The 24478-nt window shown below is 61.5% G+C and carries 24 protein-coding genes and 2 pseudogenes; 22 read left to right on the forward strand and 4 right to left on the reverse strand.

Going from position 1 to position 24478, the window contains the following annotated elements; genetic code table 11:
* Positions 1-602 (reverse strand): annotated as a pseudogene (locus M5C01_RS02715) (hypothetical protein); the annotation flags it as partial.
* 446 nt (positions 603-1048) lie between these two features.
* Between M5C01_RS02715 and M5C01_RS02720 the strand changes: the two are divergent.
* The 15 genes from M5C01_RS02720 (at position 1049) to M5C01_RS02790 (ending at position 16241) form a co-directional block, all read left to right on the forward strand.
* On the forward strand, positions 1049-1708 hold the full coding sequence (locus M5C01_RS02720; protein WP_152737244.1) for a hypothetical protein: 660 nt from the start codon (positions 1049-1051) through the stop codon (positions 1706-1708).
* A gap of 119 nt (positions 1709-1827) precedes the next feature.
* Positions 1828-3957: a flagellar biosynthesis protein FlhA gene (flhA, locus tag M5C01_RS02725; RefSeq protein WP_177100135.1), complete on the forward strand. Its 2130-nt coding sequence runs from the start codon at positions 1828-1830 to the stop codon at positions 3955-3957.
* Positions 3958-3968: 11 nt separating this feature from the next.
* Positions 3969-5297, forward strand: a complete 1329-nt coding sequence (flhF, locus tag M5C01_RS02730; protein WP_103495943.1) for a flagellar biosynthesis protein FlhF — start codon at positions 3969-3971, stop codon at positions 5295-5297.
* Positions 5298-5418: 121 nt separating this feature from the next.
* Positions 5419-6252, forward strand: a complete 834-nt coding sequence (gene fleN / locus M5C01_RS02735; protein ID WP_040069867.1) for a flagellar synthesis regulator FleN — start codon at positions 5419-5421, stop codon at positions 6250-6252.
* Complete coding sequence (gene fliA / locus M5C01_RS02740) at positions 6249-6989, forward strand: RNA polymerase sigma factor FliA (RefSeq protein ID WP_152737245.1); 741 nt, start codon at positions 6249-6251, stop codon at positions 6987-6989. Before fleN ends, fliA begins: the two co-directional genes overlap by 4 nt.
* A gap of 172 nt (positions 6990-7161) precedes the next feature.
* A complete protein-coding gene (locus M5C01_RS02745; RefSeq protein WP_003183998.1) occupies positions 7162-7533 on the forward strand; it encodes a chemotaxis response regulator CheY in 372 nt (123 codons plus the stop codon).
* A gap of 22 nt (positions 7534-7555) precedes the next feature.
* Positions 7556-8344 (forward strand): protein phosphatase CheZ, encoded by a 789-nt coding sequence (locus M5C01_RS02750; protein ID WP_103495941.1) that lies wholly within the window; start codon positions 7556-7558, stop codon positions 8342-8344.
* 14 nt (positions 8345-8358) lie between these two features.
* A complete protein-coding gene (locus tag M5C01_RS02755) occupies positions 8359-10638 on the forward strand; it encodes a chemotaxis protein CheA (RefSeq protein ID WP_103495940.1) in 2280 nt (759 codons plus the stop codon).
* A 52-nt stretch (positions 10639-10690) separates the two neighbouring features.
* Positions 10691-11824, forward strand: coding sequence for a chemotaxis response regulator protein-glutamate methylesterase (locus M5C01_RS02760; protein WP_103495939.1), 1134 nt, complete (start codon positions 10691-10693; stop codon positions 11822-11824).
* On the forward strand, positions 11824-12564 hold the full coding sequence (locus tag M5C01_RS02765; RefSeq protein WP_103495938.1) for a flagellar motor protein: 741 nt from the start codon (positions 11824-11826) through the stop codon (positions 12562-12564). The genes M5C01_RS02760 and M5C01_RS02765 overlap by 1 nt, the downstream gene beginning before the upstream one ends.
* Before the next feature lie 10 nt (positions 12565-12574).
* A complete protein-coding gene (gene motD / locus M5C01_RS02770; protein WP_103495937.1) occupies positions 12575-13462 on the forward strand; it encodes a flagellar motor protein MotD in 888 nt (295 codons plus the stop codon).
* A 51-nt stretch (positions 13463-13513) separates the two neighbouring features.
* Positions 13514-14302, forward strand: a complete 789-nt coding sequence (locus M5C01_RS02775) for a ParA family protein (RefSeq protein ID WP_103495936.1) — start codon at positions 13514-13516, stop codon at positions 14300-14302.
* 84 nt (positions 14303-14386) lie between these two features.
* Positions 14387-15292: a CheW domain-containing protein gene (locus M5C01_RS02780; protein WP_152737246.1), complete on the forward strand. Its 906-nt coding sequence runs from the start codon at positions 14387-14389 to the stop codon at positions 15290-15292.
* 73 nt (positions 15293-15365) lie between these two features.
* The gene (locus tag M5C01_RS02785; RefSeq protein WP_040069887.1) at positions 15366-15848 is read left to right on the forward strand and encodes a chemotaxis protein CheW; all 483 of its coding nucleotides are present in this window, start codon (positions 15366-15368) and stop codon (positions 15846-15848) included.
* On the forward strand, positions 15849-16241 hold the full coding sequence (locus tag M5C01_RS02790; RefSeq protein WP_152737247.1) for a DUF2802 domain-containing protein: 393 nt from the start codon (positions 15849-15851) through the stop codon (positions 16239-16241).
* Between the two features lie 51 nt (positions 16242-16292).
* Here M5C01_RS02790 and M5C01_RS02795 read toward each other — a convergent pair whose 3' ends face one another.
* Together M5C01_RS02795 and M5C01_RS02800 are read right to left on the reverse strand one after the other, a co-directional pair.
* A complete protein-coding gene (locus M5C01_RS02795) occupies positions 16293-17087 on the reverse strand; it encodes a hypothetical protein (RefSeq protein WP_103495935.1) in 795 nt (264 codons plus the stop codon).
* 252 nt (positions 17088-17339) lie between these two features.
* Complete coding sequence (locus M5C01_RS02800; protein WP_178129768.1) at positions 17340-18341, reverse strand: alpha/beta fold hydrolase; 1002 nt, start codon at positions 18339-18341, stop codon at positions 17340-17342.
* A gap of 79 nt (positions 18342-18420) precedes the next feature.
* Here M5C01_RS02800 and aroC point away from each other — a divergent pair, with 79 nt between their 5' ends.
* The 6 genes and pseudogenes from aroC to M5C01_RS02830 form a co-directional block, all read left to right on the forward strand.
* Complete coding sequence (gene aroC, locus M5C01_RS02805) at positions 18421-19512, forward strand: chorismate synthase (RefSeq protein ID WP_152737249.1); 1092 nt, start codon at positions 18421-18423, stop codon at positions 19510-19512.
* Entirely contained in the window at positions 19512-20672 is a 1161-nt protein-coding gene (locus M5C01_RS02810) for an MFS transporter (RefSeq protein ID WP_152737250.1), read from the forward strand. Before aroC ends, M5C01_RS02810 begins: the two co-directional genes overlap by 1 nt.
* On the forward strand, positions 20669-21289 hold the full coding sequence (locus M5C01_RS02815) for a methylthioribulose 1-phosphate dehydratase (protein ID WP_103495932.1): 621 nt from the start codon (positions 20669-20671) through the stop codon (positions 21287-21289). Before M5C01_RS02810 ends, M5C01_RS02815 begins: the two co-directional genes overlap by 4 nt.
* A gap of 101 nt (positions 21290-21390) precedes the next feature.
* On the forward strand, positions 21391-21936 hold the full coding sequence (locus tag M5C01_RS02820; RefSeq protein ID WP_103495931.1) for an acireductone dioxygenase: 546 nt from the start codon (positions 21391-21393) through the stop codon (positions 21934-21936).
* 29 nt (positions 21937-21965) lie between these two features.
* Entirely contained in the window at positions 21966-22649 is a 684-nt protein-coding gene (mtnC, locus tag M5C01_RS02825) for an acireductone synthase (protein WP_152737251.1), read from the forward strand.
* Positions 22650-23054: 405 nt separating this feature from the next.
* Positions 23055-23249: pseudogene (locus M5C01_RS02830) on the forward strand (helix-turn-helix transcriptional regulator); the annotation flags it as partial.
* Positions 23250-23335: 86 nt separating this feature from the next.
* On the opposite strand, the gene M5C01_RS02835 reads toward M5C01_RS02830, so the two are convergent.
* Positions 23336-23608: a DUF3509 domain-containing protein gene (locus M5C01_RS02835; protein ID WP_103495929.1), complete on the reverse strand. Its 273-nt coding sequence runs from the start codon at positions 23606-23608 to the stop codon at positions 23336-23338.
* Positions 23609-23935: 327 nt separating this feature from the next.
* On the opposite strand from M5C01_RS02835, the gene M5C01_RS02840 reads away from it, so the two are divergent.
* Positions 23936-24454, forward strand: coding sequence for an ankyrin repeat domain-containing protein (locus M5C01_RS02840; protein ID WP_152737252.1), 519 nt, complete (start codon positions 23936-23938; stop codon positions 24452-24454).
* The last annotated feature ends 24 nt before the right edge of the window (positions 24455-24478 follow it).

The raw sequence follows: 24478 nt of genomic DNA on the forward strand, positions 1-24478 counted from the left end.
TCGATCTCTCCTTTTTTTTCCAGCCTCAGCAGAAGCGCGTTTTGTCCGATGATAATTTTTTCATCGGGGTCCACAACGATATTTGACCTGGGGTGGCTCAGCAGCGTTCTGCGGTTTCTCAGGGTGGAAAGGTGGTCCTGGGGGAGGTTGGGTGGCGCGTCGGTGAGACGAGGGAGAATAACGCTGCCCTTATTGCCAAAACTTTCGTCAGGCGCCCCATTTTCCAGGAAGCGTGCCAGTGCAATTCGGGACTCTCCTGCGAATGAACGGTGATGGCCGGCCAAGAGTATTTTGCCATCCTTGAGTATCTGAGCCCCGGTGGCGGTGGCCTCGCTTCCTGTTTTGAATACGCCGAGGAGGCTGCCGGTGCCATCTGGGCCAAAAGACGGATCAAGGCGTCCCAGATTGGTGAGTTGCGCCAGTTGAAAACTCAGTTGGTTGTTTTCCAGATGCGTCCCTACAAAGAGTATTTCTCCGCGGGGGCGCAGACCAGCGATGCTCATGAGCAGAGTGCCCGCCCTGAAGTCAGAGAACGAGCCTAGAAATCCAAATTCACTATCTATGCTTCCAGGAGCAGTTAAGTTTTGAGTGGGTCCTTTCATGAGGATGTCTCTCTTTGTTTGGATGAATCTGCATCCGTTGAGTTTGGAGGGGTAGGGGCAAGCTAACCCCCGCGATGGTGGATATTCGATGTGTGCTTGTCATTCCGTGTTGCATAACGATGATAGGGGCGGGAAAGATTTCTCGTGAACTGTCAGAACTGACAGTTTTTTATGTTGAGTTGTACTAAGAGTGTGGTTTATTGGATTGTTTTTAACTAAAGCGGCAATAGGGCGGGGATGAGGCTATCAGAGTGGTTTTTTTGGCTGCACGTCTTCTGCGTTGCGCACCCTGCGCCAGCTCTTGTCTCGGCGGCACGACCAGTGGCAGTACTTTTTGCATAAAACTGTCAATTCTGACAGTAGACCGCGTTCGTTTGCCTGGCGCCTCATAGGCTCCATGGAGGTTTCATTCTTCTCAGGGATGGCCATCATGGGAGCGAACGATCATGAGCAACGAGCAATATGAGCGGCTGGAAGGGATGGGGTTGCTATTTGTATCGGGCAGGTTGGAGGACAAACCTGAAATCGGTGCGATCGGCTATTCGATCACTTTCAGGTTGTTACTGGATTTTGAACGTTTCAAAGAAGCAGCCAACACCCATATTCCGGGTTACCTCGATGCTCCTATCAACGCCATCCGTCCCGAGTTGGCCGGTCTGGCCTATCACTATTCGTACAATTACTTTTCCGGCAATGCGGGAAGTATTCGTTCATTCGAGCAACTCTGCGGGGTATTCAGCAATCCGAATGACTATATGAGTGATTGGTCCGCCAATGGACTTTCGAGGCGTTATGGCAAGCCGGTTTTCGAGTTTTTCGACGATGATGTCTTTATCACGGTCGGGCAGGATTTTCGCTGGAGCGACCGCAAGCGCCGGATCGTCATTGCCGATTTGCCCATCATCGAATTTCAGTGGGCACTCAATTTGATGCTGGGGCATGACCTGCTTTCGCGTGCCCCGACGGCGATTGTCGTTCTGGGGTATTTCCATGAAGACCAGGTCAAGGTCGAGGATGCCCGGTTGAATCGCGGGATCCTGTACGTGAAAGGGAGTGACCTGCAGTTTGGCAAGTTGACCGCGAACGACATCCGGGTCGCCCGGTAGAACCCCTGGTTGGAGGCGGCTCGTTACCTTGTACTGCAAAAGTTGGAAGGCTTCTTGCAGTGGCAGGCCTATGACGCTCCCGGCGTCAAAAGTTTGCTTCAAGGTGACGAGGAATACCGGTGGATCGCTCTCAACTTCTCAACTCGGCGCGCAGCAACCTGAGCAGCCTCGGCCGCGGCAACCTCGGTGTGCCGGTGCTGCTGTTGATCATGCTGGCGATGATGATGTTGCCGGTGCCGGCGTTTCTGCTGGACGTGTTCTTCACCTTCAACATTGCCCTGTCGATTGTCGTCCTGCTGGTCTGCGTCTACGCCCTGCGACCGCTGGATTTCGCGGTATTCCCGACCATCCTGCTGATCGCCACGCTGTTGCGCCTGGCGCTGAACGTGGCGTCGACCCGGGTGGTCATGCTCCACGGCCAGGAAGGTCATGCCTCCGCCGGTAAGGTGATCCAGGCCTTCGGCGAGGTGGTGATCGGCGGCAACTACGTGGTCGGTATCGTGGTCTTCGCGATCTTGATGATCATCAACTTCGTGGTGGTCACCAAGGGCGCCGGACGGATTTCCGAGGTGAGCGCGCGCTTCACCCTCGATGCGATGCCCGGCAAGCAGATGGCGATCGACGCCGACCTCAACGCCGGCCTGATCGATCAGCCACAGGCCAAGCTGCGCCGCCTGGAAGTCGCCCAGGAAGCCGAGTTCTACGGTTCCATGGACGGTGCCAGCAAGTTCGTCCGCGGTGACGCCGTCGCCGGCCTGCTGATTCTGTTCATCAACCTGATCGGCGGCATGGCGGTCGGGATCTTCCAGCACCATATGAGTTTTGCCGACGCCGGCAAGGTCTACGCCCTGCTGACCATCGGTGACGGTTTGGTGGCGCAATTGCCATCACTGTTGTTATCCACAGCGGCGGCGATCATGGTGACCCGGGCTTCCGGCTCGGAAGACATGGGCAAGCAGATCAGCCGGCAGATGTTCGCCTCCCCCAAGGCCCTCGGTGTCGCCGCCGGCCTGATGGCGGTGATGGGCCTGGTGCCGGGCATGCCGCACTTTTCCTTTATCAGCCTGGCGGCCGTCGCCGGTGGCATCGCCTATCTGGTCTGGAAAAAACAGAACGTCGCCAAGGTCCAGGCCCTGGCCGAAGTCCAGCGCCAGCAGGAACTGCTGCCGTCGCCGGCGCGAACCCAGGAAACCAAGGAGCTGGGTTGGGATGACGTGAGCCCCATCGACATGATCGGCCTGGAAGTCGGTTATCGCCTGATTCCGCTGGTGGACCGCAACCAGGGCGGGCAGTTGCTGGCGCGGATCAAGGGGGTGCGCAAGAAGCTCTCCCAGGACCTCGGCTTCCTGATGCCCACGGTGCATATTCGTGACAACCTCGACCTGGCACCCAGCGCCTATCGCCTGACCCTGATGGGCGTGACCCTGGCCGAAGCCGAGATCTACCCGGATCGCGAACTGGCGATCAACCCGGGGCAGGTCTACGGTCCCCTCAACGGGATCACCGCCAAAGACCCGGCCTTCGGCCTGGAAGCGGTCTGGATCGAGGTCAGCCAGCGGTCCCAGGCGCAGTCCCTGGGGTATACCGTGGTCGACGCCAGTACCGTGGTGGCGACGCACCTCAACCAGATTCTCTACAAGCACTCCAGCGAACTGATCGGCCACGAGGAAGTCCAGCAACTCATGCAGTTGCTGGCCAAGGGCTCGCCGAAGCTGGCCGAAGAGCTGGTGCCGGGGATCATTTCCCTGTCGCATCTGCTCAAGGTGCTGCAAGCCCTGCTCGCCGAACACGTGCCGGTCCGGGATATCCGCAGCATTGCCGAAGCGATCGCCAACAATGCCAGCAAGAGTCAAGATACTGCCGCTATGGTTGCCGCGGTTCGCGTCGGATTATCCCGCGCAATCGTCCAAAGCATTGTGGGGCTTGAGTCCGAGCTGCCTGTGATCACCTTGGAACCAAGGTTGGAACAGATATTGCTCAATAGTCTGCAGAAGGCCGGACAAGGCTCGGAAGAAGGCGTTCTTCTGGAGCCGAGCATGGCTGAGAAACTCCAGCGTTCGTTGATCGACGCCGCCCAGCGCCAGGAAATGCAAGGGCAGCCGGTGATCCTGCTGGTAGCTGGACCGGTTCGCGCGATGCTTTCGCGGTTTGGACGACTGGCGGTGCCAAGTCTGCATGTCTTGGCCTACCAGGAAATTCCGGACAACAAGCAAGTGACCATCGTTGCGACAGTAGGGCCCAACGGCTGAGGTAGTGGGTTATGCAAGTTAAGCGTTTTTTCGCCGCCGATATGCGTCAGGCCATGAAGCTCGTTCGTGATGAGCTGGGCTCCGACGCGGCCATTATCGGCAACCGCCGGATTGCGGGCGGTGTCGAGCTGACGGCTGCCCTGGACTACAAGCTCTCGGCGCTGTCGCCGCGGGTGCCGAACATGGAACTCGAAGACGAGCTGCGCAAGACTCAGTCGCGTATCGTTACCGCCCAGGCCGAGCTGAGCCTGCGCAGCGACGGCGATACCGACGCCACGACCAATCGCCAACTGTTCGCCGGCCTGCCGCTGACCGCCGCCGAGCCGCTGATCGAACCGACTTTCGAAGAGCCGCGGCGCCCGGCGCCAGCGCCTGTCGCACACGCCCCGGCGGTGGACCAGCGAGTGTTCGACTCGATGCGTTCGGAGCTCAACGGCCTGCGCGAGCTGCTGGAAGTCCAGCTCGGCTCCCTGGCCTGGAACCAGTTGCAAGGTCGTCAGCCGCAACAGGCCAACCTCTGGCGTCGCCTGCAGCGTATCGGCCTGTCCGGGCCGCTGTCGCGGGACCTGCTGGAGCTGGTGAACGGGATCGAGGAGCCGCGCCAGGCCTGGCGCATGCTGCTGGCGCACCTGGCGCGGATGATCGTCACGCCCGAGATCGAGCCACTGGAAGAAGGCGGTGTGATCGCCATGGTCGGCCCGGCCGGCATGGGCAAGACCACCACCCTGGCCAAGCTGGCGGCGCGTTATGTGCTCAAGTACGGCGCGCAGAACATCGCGCTGGTGAGCATGGACAGCTTCCGTATCGGTGCCCAGGAGCAACTCAAGACCCTGGGGCGGATCCTCAACGTCTCGGTGACCCATGTCGACCCGGGCCAGTCCCTGGCCCAGGCCCTCGACCCGCTGCTGCGCAAGCGCGTGGTGCTGATCGATACCGCCGGCCTGCAGGCCAGCGATCCGGCGTTGCGCATGCAACTGGAAAGCCTGGCCGGACGCGGGATCAAGGCGAAGAATTATCTGGTCCTGGCCACCACCAGCCAGAAACAGGTGCTGACCGCCGCCTACCACAGCTACAAGCGCTGCGGGCTGGCCGGTTGCATCCTGACTAAACTTGATGAAACGGCGAGCCTCGGCGAAGTGCTGAGCCTGGCCATCAGTCACGAATTACCAGTGGCCTACCTGACCGACGGGCCACGCATTCCGGATGATCTACACCTGCCGCGCCGGCATCAATTGGTGTCCAGGGCGGTCAGTGTGCAAATGCAGGAAGAACCCAGCGAGGAAGCCATGGCCGATATGTTCGCTGATATCTACCACAGCCCGTCAAAACGGGTGGGTTGAGATGAGTATTCAGACGTTGCAAATTACCTACATCGATGGTCTGCCACGCATTGTTCCGACAAGTGAACGCGCAGCCAGTTATGTGGCCTTCCGTCTAAGCAAGACAAGGTAAGAAGAGAACATGGGCAGCATGCATCCCGTACAGGTGATCGCGGTGACCGGCGGCAAAGGTGGCGTCGGGAAGACCAACGTGTCAGTGAATTTATCCCTGGCCCTGGCTGAGCTTGGCCGGCGCGTCATGCTGCTGGATGCGGATCTGGGGCTGGCGAATGTCGACGTCCTGCTGGGCCTGACACCCAAACGTACCCTGGCCGACGTGGTCGAAGGCCGCTGTGAGCTGCGCGATGTGCTGTTGCAAGGCCCGGGCGGGATTCGTATCGTGCCGGCGGCCTCGGGGACCCAGAGCATGGTGCACCTGAGCCCGGCGCAGCATGCCGGCCTGATCCAGGCATTCAGCGATATCGGCGACAACCTCGACGTGCTGGTGATCGACACCGCCGCGGGCATTGGTGAGTCGGTGGTCAGCTTCGTCCGCGCGGCCCAGGAAGTGCTGCTGGTGGTCTGCGACGAGCCGACATCGATCACCGATGCCTACGCCTTGATCAAGTTGCTCAACCGCGACTACGGCATGAACCGCTTCCGCGTGCTGGCCAACATGGCCCAGAGCCCGCAGGAAGGCCGCAACCTGTTCGCCAAGTTGACCAAGGTCACGGATCGTTTCCTGGACGTGGCCTTACAATACGTCGGCGCCGTTCCCTATGACGAGTGTGTGCGCAAGGCCGTGCAAAAGCAGCGTGCGGTCTATGAGGCATTCCCTCGTTCGAAATGTGCCTTGGCGTTCAAGGCTATCGCTCAGAAGGTCGACACCTGGCCGCTTCCCGCCAATCCACGGGGGCACCTGGAGTTTTTCGTCGAGCGTCTGGTGCATCAAACGAGTGCGGGACCGGTGCTATGACTGCCAGTGGCTATCGCATGTATTCCAAGTCGTCGCGTGACAGCCAATATGAATTGATTGAACGTTACGCACCGTTGGTCAAACGTATCGCCTATCACCTGCTGGCGCGGTTGCCGGCCAGTGTCCAGGTCGAGGATCTGATCCAGGCCGGGATGATCGGGCTACTGGAAGTCTCGACCAAGTACGACGCGAGCAAGGGGGCCAGTTTCGAGACCTATGCCGGCATTCGTATCCGCGGCGCGATGCTCGATGAAGTGCGCAAGGGCGACTGGGCACCACGTTCGGTACACCGCAATACCCGTATGGTCAGTGACGCAATTCGCGCAATTGAAGCAAAAACCGGCCGTGACGCTAAAGATCACGAGGTTGCAGCCGAACTCCAATTGAGTCTCGACGATTATTACGGGATTTTGAACGATACCTTGGGCAGCCGCCTGTTCAGTTTCGACGACCTGTTGCAGGACGGCGACCATGAAGGGCTGCACGAGGACGGCGCAAGTACTCATCTCGAGCCGTCGCGCGACCTGGAGGATGAACGCTTCCAGGCAGCGCTGGCGGATGCGATTGCCAATTTGCCGGAGCGTGAGCGACTGGTCTTGGCGCTGTACTACGACGAGGAGCTGAACCTCAAGGAAATTGGTGAGGTGCTGGGGGTCAGCGAGTCGCGAGTCAGCCAGTTACACAGCCAGTGCGCGGCCCGTTTGCGGGGGCGTTTGGGGGAGTGGCGAGCGCGCTGAGGGCAGTGTGGGAACACTGCGAACGAGACCGGCAAGGCGTTTGACGTCTTGCGGGTGACTCGGCCGGATGGCGTTTCCATGCAGTCGTTGAGTGCTGTGCCGAATTGATTGAACAGCGCGTCCAGGTGCTGTACGCGTTTAAGACTGCTTGGAGGTCGAATTGGACAAGAACATGAAAATCCTCATCGTTGATGATTTTTCAACGATGCGGCGGATCATCAAGAACCTGTTGCGTGACCTCGGGTTCACCAACACGGTTGAGGCGGACGACGGTACTACCGCGATTCCCGTCCTCAACAGCGGTAGCATCGACTTTCTGGTCACCGACTGGAACATGCCCGGCATGACCGGTATCGATCTGCTGCGCCACGTGCGCGCCGATGAAAAGCTCAAGCACCTGCCGGTGCTGATGGTGACCGCTGAAGCCAAGCGCGAGCAGATCATCGAAGCTGCCCAGGCCGGTGTAAACGGCTATGTGGTCAAACCATTCACGGCCCAGGCGTTGAAAGAGAAGATCGAGAAGATCTTCGAACGCATCGGTTGATGAAGTCCACCACGGGGGCGCTATGGAGCACAACGAATCTTCACTGGGTGATTTTGAACTAACCCTGAAAAAACATGCCCGCGAGCTGGTCGACAGCCTTGAAAAAGGCCGGTTTGGCGACGCGGTGCAAATGATCCATGAGCTGAATCAGACCCGTGACCGTGGCCTGTACCTGGAAGTCGGCAAGCTCACCCGCGAATTGCACAGCGCCATTGTCAACTTCCAGATCGACCCGCATATGCCGCAGGCCGAGGAAGTGTCGCAGATCACCGACGCCACCGAGCGCCTGTCCTATGTGGTCAGGCTGACCGAAGCGGCGGCCAATCGCACCATGGACCTGGTGGAGAGTGCGACCCCGAGGATCACTGGCCTGAACGTCGAGGCCAAGGCCCTGGGCGCCGACTGGGGCCGTTTCATGCGGCGCGAAGTCGGTGCCCAGGAGTTTCGCGAGCTGGCGCGGCGGGTCGAGACGTTCCTGTCCCGCAGCGAGCAGGAAACCCGCGCTGTTTCGAGCGAGCTGAACGATATTCTGCTGGCCCAGGATTACCAGGACCTTACCGGCCAGGTGATCAAGCGCGTGACCCAGATGGTCACCGAAGTGGAAAGCAATCTGCTCAAATTGGTGCTGATGGCCAGTCAGGTCGACCGCTTTGCCGGTATCGAACATGACCGCGATGCGCTTCTTGCCGAAAAAGACCCACAAAAACAGATGGCCCAGGGTGAAGGTCCGCAGATTCATGCCGATAAACGTGAAGACGTTATGTCCGGTCAGGACGATGTCGACGATTTGCTTTCCAGTCTTGGATTCTAGGAGCACCCAAACACATGAGCTTCGGCGCCGATGAAGAGATCCTTCAGGATTTTCTGGTTGAGGCCGGCGAGATTCTGGAGCAACTGTCCGAACAACTGGTCGAGCTGGAAAGCCGGCCAGATGATGCGGATCTGCTCAATGCAATCTTTCGCGGTTTTCACACTGTAAAAGGGGGCGCCGGCTTCCTCCAGCTCAACGAGCTGGTGGAGTGCTGTCACATCGCCGAGAACGTGTTCGACATCCTGCGCAAGGGGGAGCGACGCGTCGACTCGGAGCTGATGGACGTGGTCCTGGAAGCGCTGGATGCGGTGAACGGCATGTTCAGCGAAGTCCGTGAACGTGGCCCGATCACTGCGGCCACCCCGGAGCTGCTGGCGGCCTTGGCGCGCCTGGCGGAACCGGCGGGTGCCGAGGAAGTGGCCGCGCCAGTGGCCGAAGTGGCGGAGCCGGAACCGGTCGCTGAAAGCGAATCCGGCGACATCACCGATAACGAATTCGAAATGCTGCTCGACTCCCTGAACAGCGTCAAGGCCGAAGCCGAGGCGCCCAAAGCGGTGGCTGCGGTACAAGGCGAGGCCGGTGGCGATGAAATCACCGACGCCGAGTTCGAGTCCCTGCTCGATCAGTTGCACGGCAAGGGCCAGTTCGCGCCGGATGCCGTGGCGGCGCCCACTCCGCCGGCAGCACCGGCGGCGGCCAGCGGTGGGGCTGAAAAAAGTAGCGATATCACCGACGACGAATTCGAAGCCTTGCTCGACCAGTTGCATGGCAAGGGTTCGTTCAAGGTCGAGGCGCTCGATACCACTCCGGCTGCGGCTCAGGCGGCCGAGAAAACCGGCGCTGCAAGCGGCGACCTGATCACCGACCAGGAATTCGAATCGCTGCTCGACGAGCTGCATGGCAAGGGCAAGTTCACCGAAGTGGCCGCGACCACGGCGGTGGCCACGCCGGCCGCGACCAAACCGGCTGCCGCCGCACCTGCACCGGTTGCCAAGGCGCCAGCGCCGGTCGCAGCGACGCCAGCACCGGCCAAGGCCGCACCGGCACCTGCCGCCGCCGCGCCGGCTCCGGCCCGTGCCCCGGCGCCTGCCGCTGCGGCCGGCGACAAGCCGGCCGCCAGCGAAGCGGAAACCACCGTGCGGGTCGATACCGCGCGCCTGGACGAGATCATGAACATGGTCGGCGAACTGGTGCTGGTGCGTAACCGCCTGGTGCGCCTGGGCTTGAACAGCGGCGATGAAGCCATGTCCAAGGCCGTGTCCAACCTCGACGTGGTGACCGCCGACCTGCAGACCGCGGTGATGAAAACCCGTATGCAGCCGATCAAGAAAGTCTTCGGCCGCTTCCCGCGCCTGGTTCGCGACCTGGCCCGGCAGTTGAAGAAAGAGATCAACCTGGAACTGGTGGGCGAAGAGACCGACCTCGACAAGAACCTGGTGGAGGCCCTGGCCGACCCGCTGGTCCACTTGGTGCGCAACTCGGTCGACCACGGTATCGAAGAACCGGCCGACCGCGAAGCCATGGGCAAGTCCCGCAGCGGTCGGGTCATCCTCTCCGCCGAGCAGGAAGGTGACCACATCCTGCTGTCGATCTCCGATGACGGCAAGGGCATGGACGCCGACGTGCTGCGCAGTATCGCGGTGAAGAAGGGCCTGATGGACAAGGATGCGGCCGATCGCCTGAGCGAGACCGACTGCTTCAACCTGATCTTCGCCCCGGGCTTCTCGACCAAGACCGAGATTTCCGACGTGTCAGGGCGTGGCGTGGGCATGGACGTGGTGAAAACCAAGATCGCCCAGCTCAACGGTACCATCAACATCTACTCGACCAAGGGCAAGGGTTCGAAGATCGTCATCAAGGTCCCGTTGACCCTGGCGATCATGCCGACCCTGATGGTCATGCTCGGCAACCAGGCTTTTGCCTTCCCGCTGGTCAACGTCAACGAGATCTTCCACCTCGACCTGTCGCGCACCAATGTGGTCGACGGCCAGGAAGTGGTGATCGTCCGCGACAAGGCCCTGCCGCTGTTCTACCTCAAGCGCTGGCTGGTCAGTTCGGCCGCTCATGAGGAGCAGCGCGAAGGCCATGTGGTGATCCTTTCGGTGGGCACCCAGCGGATCGGCTTTGTCGTCGATCAGTTGGTCGGCCAGGAAGAAGTGGTCATCAAACCGCTGGGCAAGATGCTGCAAGGGACCCCGGGCATGTCGGGCGCCACCATTACCGGTGACGGTCGCATTGCCCTGATTCTCGACGTGCCGAGCATGCTCAAGCGTTACGCCGCACGGCGTATTTGATTCTGGCCCGGCGGCTGGGCTTAAGCCCGCCGCCGTGCCTAACGGAGTGTTTATGGTAGTCAAGGTCCTGGTGGTGGATGATTCGGGGTTTTTCCGCCGCCGCGTCTCGGAAATTCTTTCGGCGGATCCAAGCATTCAGGTCGTCGGTACGGCGACCAACGGTAAAGAAGCCATCGATCAGGCCCTGGCCCTCAAGCCGGACGTGATTACCATGGACTACGAGATGCCGATGATGGACGGCATCACGGCGGTGCGGCATATCATGCAGCGCTGCCCGACGCCGGTGCTGATGTTCTCGTCCCTCACCCACGAAGGCGCCCGGGTCACCCTCGATGCGCTGGACGCCGGGGCCGTGGACTTCCTGCCGAAGAATTTCGAAGATATCTCGCGCAACCCGGAGAAGGTCAAGCAGCTGCTGTGCGAGAAGGTTCACAGCATCTCGCGCAGTAACCGCCGCTTCAGCAGTGTGCCTGCTGCCGCGCCGTCTCCGGCCCCTACGCCGACACCGGCGTCCAGCAGCTACGGCAGCCCGGCTCCGGCACCCGTGCGCACCACCCCGGTGGCCAGTCGCGCTCCGGCGCCCGCACACGCCGCGGTCTCGACCTCCGGCGCGCCGAAGCGCAAGGCCTACAAGCTGGTTGCCATCGGTACCTCCACCGGTGGTCCGGTGGCCCTGCAGCGGGTCCTGACCCAGTTGCCGGCCAGCTTCCCGGCGCCCATCGTGTTGATCCAGCATATGCCGGCGGCCTTCACCAAGGCTTTTGCCGAACGTCTGGACAAGCTTTGCCAGATCAGCGTCAAGGAAGCCGAGGATGGCGACATCCTGCGTCCCGGGCTGGCCCTGCTCGCCCCGGGCGGCAAGCAGATGATGATCGATGGGCGTGGCGCGGTGAAAATCCTGCCAGGCGATGAGCGTCTGAACTACAAGCCTTGTGTGGATATCACCTTCGGTTCCGCGGCCAAGTCCTACGGTGACAAAGTTCTGGCGGTGGTCCTCACCGGCATGGGCGCCGATGGTCGTGAAGGCGCGCGCCTGCTCAAGCAGGGCGGCAGTGCCATCTGGGCCCAGGACGAAGCCAGTTGCGTGATCTACGGCATGCCCATGGCCATCGTCAAGGCTGAGCTGGCCGATGCGGTGTACAGCCTCGATGAAATCGGCAAGCACCTGGTCGAGGCTTGTCTCTGATGGATGTGTTGAGCCTTATCGGGATGATTCTGGCGTTTGTCGCCATCATCGGCGGCAACTTCCTCGAAGGTGGTCACCTGGGGGCCCTGGCCAACGGTCCGGCCGCCTTGATCGTGCTGGGCGGGACCATCGGCGCGGCCTTGCTGCAATCGCCGATGAGCGCGTTCAAGCGCGCCATGCAGATTCTCATCTGGATCCTCTTTCCACCGCGTATCGATCTGCCTGCCGGCGTCGAGCGCGTGGTCAACTGGAGTCTGACGGCGCGCAAGGAAGGCCTGTTGGGCCTGGAAAGCATCGCCGAGGCCGAGCCCGACACCTACTCGCGCAAGGGCCTGCAACTGCTGGTCGACGGTGCCGAGCCGGAAGCCATCCGCAGCATCCTCGAAGTGGACTTCTACACCCAGGAAAGCCGTGATATCGAGGCCGCCAAGGTCTTCGAAAGCATGGGCGGCTATGCGCCGACCATCGGTATCATCGGTGCGGTGATGGGCTTGATTCACGTGATGGGCAACCTCGGCGACCCCTCGCAACTGGGTAGCGGGATTGCCGTGGCCTTTGTCGCGACCATCTACGGCGTGGCCAGTGCCAACCTGATACTGCTGCCGGTGGCCAGCAAGCTCAAGTCGATTGCCTTTCGCCAGTCGCGTTATCGGGAAATGCTCCTCGAGGGCATCCTGTCGATTGCCGAGGGCGAGAACCCGCGCTCCATTGAATTGAAGCTGCAAGGCTTCATGGAGTGATGGAGTAGACATGGCCAGACGTCGCCAACACGAAGAGCATGTGAATCACGAGCGCTGGTTGGTTTCCTACGCCGACTTCATCACGCTGCTGTTCGCCTTTTTCGTGGTCATGTACTCGATTTCCTCGATCAACGAAGGCAAGTACAAGGTAATCTCCCAGGCGCTGGTCGGGGTCTTCAACGACGCCGACCGCAGCCTCAAGCCGATTCCCATCGGTGACGAGCGCCCGGTCACGGTCAAGCCGGCCGACCCGCTGATCAAGGATGTCGATCAGACCGATGCCGCCATCGGCCAGGGGGCCAAGGACCCGCTCAAGAGCATCGCCGACGATATCAGCGCGGCGTTCGGCGACCTGATCAGTTCCAACCAGATGACCGTGCGCGGCAACGAACTGTGGGTCGAGATCGAACTCAACTCCAGCCTGCTGTTCGGCAGCGGCGATGCAATGCCCAGTGACATGGCGTTCAACATCATCGAGAAGGTGGCGAAGATCCTCAAACCCTTCGACAACCCGATCCACGTCGAAGGCTTTACCGACGACCAGCCGATCCGTACCGCGCAATACCCCACCAACTGGGAGCTGTCCTCGGCCCGTTCGGCGAGTATCGTACGGATGATGGCCATGGACGGGGTCAACCCCGGCCGGCTGGCATCGGTGGGGTATGGCGAGTTCCAGCCGGTGGCCAACAATGCCACCGCCGAAGGCCGGGCGCGCAACCGGCGGGTGGTGCTGGTGGTGTCGCGTAATCTCGACGTACGCCGCAGCCTGACCGGTACCGGCACGGCCAATGCAACACCGGACGCGGCCTTGAAGCGTGCTGGCACACAAACTGCACCGCCAGCGATAAAGCAAGCGGTACGCGAGAAGGCCGTCAAATCTCCGGCACCTGCTCTATAACTTGGCGCTATTTCTCGGCCGGCTTGACGCCGGGCGGGAGGAATACACTGAATGAGAGTCTGGGCAGTAGCCAATCAAAAGGGTGGCGTCGGTAAGACCACTTCCTCCATCGCTTTAGCCGGATTGCTGGCCGAGGCGGGCAAGCGCGTGGTCGTGGTCGACCTCGACCCCCACGGCTCGATGACCAGCTATTTCGGTTATGACCCCGATACCCTGGAACACAGCACCTTCGACCTGTTCCAGCACCGGGGCACGGTGCCTGTGGGCTTGCCTGGGCAATTGCTGCTGTCCACCAGCGACGAGCGGATTTCCCTGTTGCCCTCCAGCACCGCCCTGGCGACCCTTGAGCGCTTGTCGCCGGGCCAGAGCGGCCTGGGCCTGGTGATCGCCAAGAGTCTGGCGCAGCTGTGGCAGGACTTCGATTACGCGGTGATCGACAGCCCGCCGCTGCTGGGTGTATTGATGGTCAACGCCTTGGCGGCGAGCCAGCAACTGGTGGTGCCGGTACAGACCGAACATCTGGCGGTCAAGGGACTGGAACGGATGGTCAACACCCTGGCGATGATCAACCGTTCACGCAAGCAGGCCTTGCCCTACACCATCGTACCGACCTTGTTCGATCGCCGGACCCAGGCGTCCATGGGGACTCTGCGGGTCCTGCGCGACAAGTTCCCGGAGACCATCTGGGAAGGCTACATTCCGGTCGACACGCGCCTGCGCGATGCCAGCCGGGCGGGTGTCACACCGTCGCAGTTCGATGGCAAGAGCCGGGGCGTGCTGGCCTATCGGGCCTTGCTCAAGCACTTGCTGACCCAACAACTCATTCCGCAGGTGGCCTGACGTGACCCAGTCCTCAAGTCATCTGCCTGTCCAGCCGATACCCTTTACAGGTTACTGTAACGGGACATCTCCATGGGCATACACATGATCCGTCCTGTCGAAATCACCACACGGCCGCAAGTGGCGCTGCAATCCTATCTGGATGCACTGCTGCAGGAGGCGACCGAAGAGTTGCCGGTGGAAATCGCCGTCGCCGTCGAGGTGCCGGTCGCGGTACCGCTGCTGGTAGAGCCGAGCGCGGCCAGCGAGCTGGACGAGTTCCAGGCCGCCGTGCTCGAAGAGCAGGCCCGCGATGCCCTGGCCGCGCAAGCCGTGGTTGCCGCTCCCGTGGTGGCGGCGCCTGCGCCAGTGCCAGTGGTGTTGGAAGCGCCGGTGGCGATACCGCAGGTTGTGCCGGTCGCGCCCGTGGTGGTGGAGCCGGTGGTCGAGGTGCATCTGCCGCCCGCGGCGAATATCCCGCCGCCACCGATGCAGGGCGACGAGCGTCCCCATTGGGCGGCCGAGCCTTTCGAATGCCTGCTGTTCGACGTCGCCGGGCTGACCCTGGCGGTGCCGCTGGTCTGCCTGGGGTCGATCTATTCGCTGGCGGGGCACGAGCTGACGCCCTTGTTCGGACAGCCGGAATGGTTCCTCGGGATCCTGCCGAGCCAGGCCGGCAACCTGAAAGTGCTGGATACCGCGCGCTGGGTGATGCCGGACCGTTATCGCGACGATTTCCGCCAGGGGCTGCAATATGTGATCTCGGTCCAGGGCTACGAATGGGGGCTGGCGGTGCATCAGGTCAGCCGTTCCCTGCGCCTGGACCCCAACGAAATCAAATGGCGTACCCATCGTGGACAGCGGCCGTGGCTGGCCGGCACGGTCATCGAACACATGTGTGCGTTGCTCGACGTCTCCGAACTGGCTGAACTGATCGCCAGCGGTGCGGTGAAACATCTGCAAACGAACAAGCCGGCCGGTAAACCAGCCAGCAAACCAACGAACAAATAACGGCGTCCTAGCGGTCCCCCCGCGAGGCTTGCCAGAGCACACACCGTATCAACGGTCATTGAGGGTCAGGGGTATGAATAAGTCGTCGTCCGCACAGAGTTCCGAAGATCCGATCCTGCAATGGGTAACCTTCAAGCTGGATAACGAGTCCTATGGGATCAACGTGATGCGCGTCCAGGAAGTCCTGCGCTACACCGAGATCGCCCCGGTACCGGGTGCACCGAGCTACGTGCTGGGGATCATCAACCTGCGCGGCAACGTGGTCACCGTGATCGACACCCGCCAGCGTTTCGGCCTGATGCCGACCGAAGTGAACGACAACACCCGTATCGTGATCATCGAGGCCGACAAGCAAGTGGTCGGTATCATGGTCGACAGCGTGGCCGAAGTGGTCTATCTGCGTCAGTCGGAAGTCGAAACCGCGCCGAACGTGGGTAACGACGAATCGGCCAAGTTCATCCAGGGCGTGTGCAACAAGAACAACGAACTGCTGATTCTGGTTGAGCTGGACAAAATGATGAGCGAAGAAGAATGGTCCGAGCTGGAGAGCATCTGATTGATTCTTGAGGTCGCCGTTATTCTCCTGGCCCTGTTGTGGGCCGGGACCGTAGGGATGTTTTTGGTCTATGCCCGCAACCAGCGTCTGATTGCCGGGCAGCAGGCCGAGGGCGATGCGTTGCGGGACCAGCGCATCAAGGAGCTGGCGCGGCGCGTGGATAACTTCCAGAACGGCACCGTGCGCATGGGCGAGGACCTGCACGAGCTGCGGGCCGTCGTCGCGCCGCTACCGGAAAAGCTTGCCCAACTGGAGCAGCGTGATCCGTCGAGCCTGTCCTTCGCCCAGGCGGCACGGCTGGTGGGGATGGGGGCCAGCGTTGATGAATTGACGCAGTCCTGCGGCCTGACCCAGGCCGAGGCGGAACTGATGAGCAAGTTGCATCGGGGTTGAAGCCTTCGTCGTTGGCCTGACCCTGGCGCCCTTGGATGGGCGCCACAAGGTTCAGTGACGGGTCGCGATCCAGATCAGCAAGCCGGCCTGGAACATCGCAAAGGCCACCAGGCAGGTGATGGTGAAGCGCAGGCCGGTGTCTTCACGCTTGAATTTGCTCACCCGTTCTTCCTGCTGGCGCAGCTTCACTTCCTGTTCCAGCAGGTTCTGTTCGGCGGTCTGCAGCATCTGCGCCGCTTCGAGTATTTCGACGAATTGCAGTTTTTCGGTGTTCCACGCCGTGCGCAGGTCGCCGACCCGCACGTCCTTGTAGCTGCCCTTGAGGTGCAGGGGGGCATCCGCGTATTCGACTTCGTAACCCTGGACTTTCAGGAAGTGATCGCGGCGCAGGCGGGTGTCTTCGTTCAAGGCGTCCTTGTTTTGCAGGGTGGCGCCATCGACCACGTAATGTGAGCCCTTCTTCTGGGCCCAGATCGCCGCCTGGGCGGCCAGGAAACGTCCGATACCGCGATTCATCGGCTCGACCTGCAAGCCGCTTTCCGGTCCGAAATGCACGCGCTTGGTGCTGTGGTCGACCCACACGTCCAGGTGGTTCTGTTCCTTGCGCACCCGTTGTCCCGGCAGCTGGATCTCCAGGCGCAGCAGGCTGCGTTCCTTGCTATGGCGCTCGGCGTAGCCGAACTGGACAAACCGCAGGGGGCGGGCGCCGGTGCTGCGCTCGGTGGGCAGGGGCGCCAGGCGCAGCAGCTTGAAGTGCTCGGCCTGGACGTCCGCCCACGGCAGCTCCACGGGCGGGGCCTCGGCGGCTTCGGCGGTGTTTTCGGTTGAGGCTTGGGGTTCAGTCATTCGGCAAGATCCTGTCCGTATCCAGCTTGCCGGTCACAATATCGGTACCGGCAATGGCTTATCGGCCGTTTTTGGCAGGACTGGAGCAGAAAGTGCCCTTGGGTCTGGCACCGGTCCTGTAGCGGTCTTGAGGGCCTCTTCGCGGGCAAGCCCTGCTCCTACAGTTCAGTGTCGAACACAGATTTTACACACGACACTGGACTGTAGGAGCAGGGCTTGCCCGCGAAGCTTTTGACGGCCTCAAGCCGGGCCTCAGCGATGCGGCAGCCCGTCGATAAAGGCCAGGATCCGGCTGCCCAGTTCGGCGGCCAGAGGCAGTTGCGGGTCCTTGTAGGAGGCCAGTTGGCTCTTGATATCTTCGGGGACGATACGCAGCACGTGGTTCATGCCACCAACCAGCACCAGCTGCGCGTCCGGCTTGGCGGCCTTGAGCGCCTCGGCATCGCCGACGCCGACCTGGATGTCGTTGCGGCCCTGGACGATCAGCGCGGGCATCTTCAGGCAGGCGAAAGCCGCCGCCGGGTCCTGGCGAAACAGGCTGATCAGGTAGGGCTGGACGCTGGGACGGAAAATCGGCATCAGCGGCGCGGGGATGTCGTTGTCCAGGTGCCCGGCCTTGAGGCTGTCGAGCAGAGCGTTGGCCCGCAACATCAAGGCCGGCGGCAGGTTATTGGCCAGTTGCTGGCGAACCACTCTGTCGACCGGGCGGCCGCTGCCGGCGACGCTGATCAGCGCCGCGACGTCGAGCTTGGGCGCCGCCAGGGTGGCGATCAATGCGCCCTCGCTGTGGCCGAGCAGGATCAGTGGCCCGAAACGCGGGTCGGCCTTGAGCTTCTCGCCCCAGGCCACCACATCCGCCGTATATCCCTCGATACTCAGGGTTCGCTCGTCGGGTGCGGCCGCCAGGCTGGCGGCCACGCCACGCTTGTCGAAGCGCACACTGGCAATATTGTGACTGGCCAGTACCCCGGCCAGGCGCTTGAGGCTGTCGGTGCGACCGCCATCGGGATTGTTGCCATCGCGATCAGTGGGGCCTGAGCCGGACACGATCAACACCACGGGTACCGGTGTGTCGGAGCGCGGCAGCAGCAACGAGCCGAACAGCTCGCCGCTGCCGGTGTGCAGGGTGATCGGTTGTTGTAGCAGCACGGAGGCTTGGGCAAAACCGCTGAACAGGGTCAGGGCCATCAGAATCAATCGCAGCATTATCACGCCATTATCTACAGAGTGTCGGTTCGACTCGTCATCGAGGATAAGGTTCGAGGATGAACTACGGGGATAGCCCGCGTATACTGCCACGCTTGATCTAGACTCGATTCGCGGAGCGCCCTGCATGTCCGGCAATACTTACGGCAAGCTGTTCACTGTCACCACCGCAGGCGAAAGCCATGGCCCGGCGTTGGTCGCCATTGTCGACGGCTGCCCTCCGGGCCTGGAGTTGTCCCTGGACGACCTGCAGCGCGACCTCGACCGCCGCAAGCCGGGCACCAGCCGCCACACCACCCAGCGCCAGGAAGCCGACGAAGTGGAGATCCTCTCCGGGGTTTTCGAAGGCCGTACCACCGGCTGCGCCATCGGCCTGCTGATCCGCAACACCGACCAGAAGTCCAAGGACTACTCGGCGATCAAGGACCTGTTCCGCCCGGCCCACGCCGACTACACCTATCACCATAAATACGGTGAGCGCGATTATCGCGGCGGCGGCCGCAGTTCCGCCCGGGAAACCGCCATGCGCGTGGCGGCCGGTGCCATCGCGAAGAAGTTCCTGGCCAGCCAGGGCATCGTTATCCGTGGCTACATGAGCCAGTTGGGCCCTATCGAAATCCCGTTCAAGACCTGGGACTCGGTGGAGCAGAATGCCTTTTTCTGTCCCGATCCGGACAAGGTGCCTGAGCTTGAGGCCTATATGGACCAGTTGCGGCGCGACCAGGATTCGGTCGGTGCGAAGATCACCGTGGTTGCCGAAGGCGTGATGCCGGGCCTGGGCGAGCCGATCTTCGACCGCCTGGATGCGGAACTGGCCCATGCGCTGATGAGCATCAACGCGGTCAAGGGGGTCGAGATCGGTGCCGGTTTTGCCTGCGTGGCCCAGCGCGGCACCGAACATCGCGACGAACTGACCCCGGAAGGTTTCCTCAGCAACAACGCCGGCGGCATCCTTGGCGGGATTTCCTCCGGCCAGCCGATTGTCGCGCACCTGGCCCTCAAACCGACCTCGAGCATCACTACGCCGGGACGCTCCATCGATATCCATGGCAACCCGGTGGACGTGATCACCAAGGGCCGTCATGACCCTTGCGTGGGCATCCGTGCCACCCCGATCGCCGAAGCGATGATGGCGATCGTACTGATGGACCACCTGCTGCGTCACCGCGGGCAAAACGCTGACGTGCGGGTCGGCACACCGGTACTGGGCCAGTTGTAATGCCGGGGGCGCCGCTCCCTTACTGGCGGTTGTCCAGTTTCTACCTGTTCTACTTCGCCTTGCTGGGAGCGACGGCGCCGTTCCTGGCGCTGTACTTCCACCATCTGGGGTTTGCCCCGGCGCGGATTGGCGAGCTGGTGGCGATTCCCATGCTGATGCGCTGCGTGGCGCCGAATATCTGGGGCTGGTTGGGTGACTACACGGGCCGGCGCCTGACGATCGTGCGCTTCGGCGCGGTCTGCACCTTGCTGGCGTTTTCGCTGATCTTCTTCGACAAGAGCTACGCCTGGCTGGCGCTGGTCATGGCCCTGCATGCGTTTTTCTGGCACGCGGTGCTGCCACAGTTCGAAGTCATCACCCTGGCCCATCTGAAGGTCCAGGGCCAGGCGGCACGTTACAGCCAGATCCGCTTGTGGGGTTCCATCGGTTTCATCCTCACGGTGGTGGCACTCGGACGCCTGTTCGAGGCCCTGAGCCTGGATATCTACCCGGTGGCCATTGTGCTGATCATGACCGGTATCGTCCTGAGCAGCGCCTGGGTGCCCAATGCCCAGCCGCCGAGCCAGGGCCCGAGAGTGCCTGGCGAAGGTTTTCTGCGACAGTTGCGCCGCCCTGGGGTGTTGGCGTTCTATGCCTGTGTCGCGCTGATGCAGATGAGCCATGGTCCTTACTACACCTTCCTGACCCTGCACCTGGAAAGCCTCGGCTACACGCGTGGGCTGATCGGCATGCTCTGGGCACTGGGGGTGGTGGCGGAAGTGCTGATGTTCCTGGCCATGAGCCGGATCCTCGCGCGCTTTTCGGTCCGTCGGGTGCTGCTGGCCAGTTTCCTCCTGGCCGCCGTGCGCTGGTTGCTGCTGGGCGCGTTGGCCGATCACCTGGCGGTGCTGTTGTTCGCCCAGGTGCTGCACGCTGCGACCTTTGCCAGCTTTCACGCCTCTGCCATTCATTTCGTGCAACGTAGCTTCGGCGCGCGCCAGCAAGGCCAGGGGCAGGCGTTATACGCTGCACTGGCCGGTACGGGCGGGGCTTTGGGCGCGTTGTACGCCGGTTATAGCTGGAACAGCCTGGGGCCGACCTGGACCTTCAGCATCGCCAGCCTCGCGGCCCTGGCCGCGGCCATTATCATTGCCACACGCATGGAAGAGGAGCGGCCATGAACCTGACCCGTGAACAATTGAGCCTGGAGATCATCGAGGCCGGGCGCTTTCTGTATGGTCGCGGCTGGTCGCCGGCCACCAGCAGCAACTATTCGACCCGCCTGTCGGCCAGCCAGGCGCTGCTGACGGTGTCTGGCAAGCACAAGGGGCAGTTGGGCCCGGACGATGTGCTCGCCACCGACCTGGCGGGCAACAGCCTGGAGCCGGGCAAGAAGCCCTCGGCCGAAACCCTGTTGCACACCCAACTCTATACCTGGCGCGGGGAGATCGGCGCGGTGTTGCACACCCATTCGGTGAATGCCACGGTGTTGTCGCGGATGACGCCCGGCGAGTTCATCGAGTTCGAAGACTATGAGCTGCAAAAGGCTTTCTCCGGGGTCACGACCCATGAGTCCCGGGTGCGGGTGCCGATCTTCGATAATGACCAGGATATTGCGCGGCTGGCGGCCAAGGTGCAGCCTTGGCTCGAGGCGCATCCCGATTGCGTCGGATATCTGATTCGCGGGCACGGTCTCTACACCTGGGGGGCGCGCATGAGCGACGCCCTGCGCCAGATCGAGGCGTTCGAGTTTCTCTTTGAATGTGAGTTGAAAGTCCGTTCGCTGCGGTCTTCCTGAATATCGGTTTTTGCACGAACTGTTGATTATCTGATTATCCGGCGCGTCGGACCGGCCTCCAGAGCAGGTCGACGCAGAGCCCAGTCGAGGAATAGAGTCCCATGAGCAGCCTGTCCGTTTATCACGTTTCAAGCCCGGACCTCCCGAACAAGGTCCTGACCCACGTCGACGACATCGCTTCGACCCTGGCCGAGCAAGGGGTGCGTTTCGACCGTTGGCAAGCTGCCGCGCCGATTCAGCCCGGTGCCAGCCAGGAAGAGGTGATCGCCGCCTACCAGGTGCAGATCGACCGTCTGATGACCGAGCGCGGCTACATCACCGTCGACGTCGTCAGCCTGAACAGTGATCACCCGCAGAAGGCCGAGTTGCGCGCCAAGTTCCTCGACGAGCACCGGCATGCCGAAGACGAAGTGCGTTTCTTCGTTGCCGGTCGCGGTCTGTTCTCCCTGCACATCGGCGAGTATGTCTACGCCGTGCTCTGTGAAAAGAACGACCTGATTTCGGTACCGGCCGGTACGCCGCACTGGTTCGATATGGGCGAACACCCACATTTCGTCGCCATTCGCCTGTTCAACAACCCCGAAGGCTGGGTCGCCCAGTTCACCGGCGAGGACATCGCCAACCGTTTCCCGCGTCTCGAAGACTGACTCCGCCATTCCACCCAGAAGGATCCGACATGCCGATCAAAGCCCTCCTCACGGATATCGAAGGCACCACCAGTGCGGTGAGCTTTGTCTTCGACGTGCTGTTTCCCTACGCGGCCGGGCATCTGCCGGAGTTTGTCCGGCAACACGCCGAGCGCCCGGAGGTGGCGGTGCAACTGGGGGCGGTGCGGCTGGACAGCGGTGAGCCGGCGGCGGATGTCGAGCGGGTGATCGAGATTCTCCTCGACTGGCTTGCCGAGGACCGCAAGGCCACGCCGCTCAAGGCCTTGCAAGGCATGGTCTGGCAGCAGGGTTATGAAGCCGGTCAGCTCAAGGGGCATGTGTACCCGGATGCGGTCCGGGCGCTGCAGGACTGGCACGGGCAGGGCTTGGCGCTGTATGTGTATTCCTCGGGCTCGATCCAGGCACAGAAGCTGATCTTCGGCTGTTCCGAGGCCGGTGACCTGTCGCCCTTGTTCAGCGGTTATTTTGATACCACCTCGGGACCCAAGCGCGAAGTGCAGTCCTATCGACATATCAGCGAAGCCATCGGTTGCCCGGCAAGCCAGATCCTGTTCCTTTCGGATATCGTCGAAGAACTCGATGCCGCCCGCCAGGCCGGCATGCTGACCTGCGGCCTGGCGCGCGACGGTGGAGAACTGCCCGGCCACCCGAACGCGAGCAGTTTTGCCGAGATTGATCTGGCGACACTTTAGGTTAAACAGAGCATGGACGGTCGTCTTGATTAAAACTTGAGTCGGCCTTGTGTGCTTTAAGTTGTAGGAAATTGCCTGTTGAAATGTCGGGCATCCCTGTTTGTGTTTGTGGTTGCTTGTTAAATCCCCTTTCTGTGTAACTCTCTGTTTTTTGATGGGTGTTTGTCTGTGGCTAAGAAGCATTGGTCACGGCAGGGAGATCTATTGAAACCAGAGGGAGAAACAATCATGAACGTTCCCGAAATGCTGGGTGCCGATGTCGTGCGCAGAGTTTCTTGCAGGGTGGTCGATATTGCCGATTCGCGAGGGCGGAATAAACAGGATTTTATTCAATCCTCCAAGGCACCGTCCCACGTTGTCGTCCTGCCCGCGCTGGACAAGCCCCGCCGGTGCCGGTTGTCAAAGAGCAAAACCTTGAGCGAAAAGGAACTGGAAGTGTTGCGCTGGGCACGGGCGGGCAAAACCGTCTGGGAAATCAGCGTTATTCGCGATGTTTCCGAAGCCACGGTCAAGTTTCATCTGCGCAATATCTATCACAAGCTGGGTGTGAGCAATCGGGCGCATGCCGTGGGAGAGGCGGTTAATCGTGGCTTGGTGTGAGAGGGTGCAGGCAAGTTGCATGGCACCCGTGGAAGGGCTGCCGGGAGAGTCCGACAGGCTTCAACGGGGTGCTTGTGGTTTTCTGCTTACTGATAGGTCGGCAGTGCGAAGCGGTTCTGGCTTTGCAACAGTGCGATCGACGGTAGTTCACCGGGCTCGCTGGCGAGGTCGCGGCGAATGGCGCTGATCACCCAGGTGAGTTGTTCCGCGGTGTGTAATTGCGCGTAGGAAACCGAGCGCCGGACTTGCTTGCCGTCGCTGGCCTGCAGGGTCAGCAGAATGCCGCCATCCGGACGCGCTTGGGTCGTGACCTTGTAGTTGGAAAATACCGAAGCAAACTTTTCCTGGATCAGGCTCATGTCTATGGACTCCTTTAGCTCATGTAGGGCATGGAGTCATAGGTGCAGTGATTGTGCCAGCATGGGGTTTTAAAAAATTACTTATAAAACAATAAGTTATGTTTTTGTTGGTTTTACGCGGTCGTGCATTTTGCAAGAAAGGCCATCGTGCATCCTGCATTTTGCCGATGTCTGGTCGTTTGGCGCAGGCCTGGCGCCGGACCTCCCGCTGGCTTTTATTGATTGTCTCTATGGAAGCGCTTGAAAAATAGGGCATGACAGCGAGCCGGGGGCTCGGGAAACTGGAGTCCTTTACAGCCCTGTCCAAGCAACGCCAAGGAGCGCTCCATGTCCGACCAGGCCCGACAAATGACCGAAGACCAAGCCGCCGAGTTCGCCGAACAGGTGTTCGATGTGGCGCGCAAGGGCGATGCGCCGATGCTTGCGGCCCTGTTGAGCAAAGGCCTGCCGCCGAACCTGCGTAACCACAAGGGCGACACTTTGCTGATGTTGGCCAGTTACCACGGGCATGCCGATGCGGTGCGTGTGTTGCTGGAGCACAAGGCTGATCCGCAGATACAAAACGATAACGGCCAGAGCCCGATTGCCGGCGCGGCGTTCAAGGGCGACCTGGAGATGGTCAGGTTGCTGATCGAAGGCGGGGCCCAGGTCGAGGGGGCGTCGAAGGACGGCCGCACGGCGCTGATGATGGCGGCGATGTTCAATCGCACCACGATTGTCGATTACCTGCTCAGCCAGGGCGCCGATCCCCGGGCCCAGGACGCCAACGGCGTCACCGCATTGGCCGCGGCACAGACCATGGGCGCCCAGGACACGGCGGCGCAGTTGCAGAAAATCCTCGGCTGACGCACTGCTGCAAATACCGCGCGG

Origin of the sequence: Pseudomonas sp. MWU12-2319, from assembly GCF_023242525.1 — a bacterium.
Taxonomy (GTDB): Bacteria; Pseudomonadota; Gammaproteobacteria; order Pseudomonadales; family Pseudomonadaceae; genus Aquipseudomonas; species Aquipseudomonas gingeri_D.